At 72.9% G+C, this 1,906-nt stretch carries 2 protein-coding genes; one reads left to right on the top strand and one right to left on the bottom strand.

Features of this window, described 5'->3' with window-relative positions; translation table 11 throughout:
- Positions 1-220 (top strand): helix-turn-helix domain-containing protein (locus IY392_RS16180; protein WP_194861775.1); only part of this gene is annotated, 220 nt, incomplete at its 5' end.
- Positions 221-227: 7 nt separating this feature from the next.
- Here the strand turns inward: IY392_RS16180 and IY392_RS16175 are convergent.
- The gene (locus IY392_RS16175) at positions 228-1,877 is read right to left on the bottom strand and encodes an acetolactate synthase (RefSeq protein ID WP_194861774.1); all 1,650 of its coding nucleotides are present in this window, start codon (positions 1,875-1,877) and stop codon (positions 228-230) included.
- Positions 1,878-1,906 lie beyond the last annotated feature (29 nt).

Here is a 1,906-nt window from a genome sequence, read left to right as displayed (position 1 = left end):
CCCCAAGGGTTTGTCCGAGCCGACGCTGAACGCGGTCCTGGCCGCACTGGACGACGGCGCCGGACACTCGGCCGCCGAGGTCGCGCGCGCGAGTGGCGCCTCCCGCGCGACTGTGCGCCGCTATCTCGATCATCTGCACCGCAACGGCGCCGTCGACGTCTCGCACCGGTACGGGGGCCGAGGCCGGCCGGAGTTGCTCTACCGGATCGTCGTGTCCTGACGGGCGCTCACACCCCGAACGTGGACCTGGGATACCCGGCCTCTACGTCTGTGACGACGTTGACCAGGTACGGCACCCCGCTGGCGAACGCGCGGTCGAGAGCCGGGCCGATCTGCGCGGGATCGGTGACCATCTCTCCCGCCCCACCGAGTGCTCTGACCACCTCGTCGTACCGGGTGCGGGGCGCGAGGTCGGCGATCACGTCGTAGCCGTACAGCATCTGCATCGGCCCCTTCTCCAACCCCCACGCGCCGTTGTTGCCCATCACCATCACCACGGGCAGGTGGTGACGGACCAGGGTGTCCACGTCGACAAGAGAGAATCCGGCGGCACCGTCGCCGAGCAGCAGGACCACCTGGCTGGACGGCCGGGCGATCCGGGCGGCGATCGCGGCGCCCAGGCCCGCGCCGAGGCAGCCGAACGGCCCCGGGTCCAGCCAGTTCCCGGGTCGGGCGGGTTCGATGAACTTGCCGGCGAAGGAGACGAAGTCGCCGCCGTCGCCGATCACGACGGCGTCCTCGGCCAGTCGCGGTAGCAGCTCTCCGTAGATTCGCGCGGGGTGGATCGGATCGGCGCTCGCACCGAACAGCTCGAGGTCGGCGGCGTGGGTGGCGTCGGCCTTCTCGCGCAACGACCGTGCCCACGCGCTCCAGTCCGGCCTCCCCGGTCGACGGTGGACCGCCTCGGTCAGTGCGTCCATCACCAGGCCCAGGTCGCCGGCCGTGGCGACGGCGGGGTCCGCGTGTCTACTGAGCTGGCCCTGGGAATCGGCGATGTGCACGACCGTCGCGGGCTCGGCCCCGTCCTTCCCTCCGAACACGCCATAGCCCAGGCGGAAGTCCAGTGGGGTCCCCACCACCACGACGAGGTCGGCGTTCCCGAAGGCCAGTCCGCGCGCCTTGGACACCAGGAGGGGGTGCCCCGCGGGGAGGATCCCCCGGCCCATGCCGTTGGGGATCGCGGGCAGTCCGAGAGTGTCCACGCAGCGCAGCGCAGCGAGCTCGGCGCCGTCCGCCCAGACGTCGGAGCCCACCACGAGGACGGGCCGCCGCGCGCCCACCACCAGGTCGGCGATCCGGTCGACCGCGTCGGTGTCGGGGGAGCGGTCCGGGGTGGGCCCGGAACCCGGTCCCGGTCGAACGGACTCGCACTGGTCGAAGAAGTGGTCCATGTGGACGTCCAGGAACGCCGGCCCACGATGGGCGGAGCGTGCGGCCGTGAAGGCGCGGTGGGTGGCGCCCGCGATGTCGGTGGTGTCGCGGGCCGTCTCGGCGGACACCGTCACCGACCGCACCAGTGGGACGTGGTCGAACTCCTGGAGGCTGCCGGTTCCCCAGCGGCCCGCGGGTGCGCGACCGCCCAGCACCACCATGGGGGCGCCGGAGAACGACGCCTGGGAGATCGCGCTGATCCCGTTGGTGACGCCCGGGCCGGCGGTGAGCACCGCCAGGCCGGGGGAGCGGGTGAGCTTGCCGGTGGCCTCGGCGGCGAACGCCGCGGTCTGCTCGTGCCGGACGTCGAGCAACGAGATCCCGTGATCCTCCTTCTCCGCCGCGTCGTACATGGGGAAGACGTGCGCTCCGGAGAGCGTGAACATCGTCCGCACGCCGTGGGCCGCGGCGACGGCGGTGGCGTGGGAGCCGCCGTGGCCCGCCACCGGGCCGGGTCCCTCGGGGCCTCCACCCG

Origin of the sequence: Dietzia sp. SYD-A1, assembly GCF_015356725.1 — a bacterium.
GTDB lineage: Bacteria > Actinomycetota > Actinomycetes > Mycobacteriales > Mycobacteriaceae > Dietzia.
The sequence above is the reverse complement of the archived record's forward strand: the minus strand, read 5'-3'. Positions and strand labels throughout refer to the sequence as shown.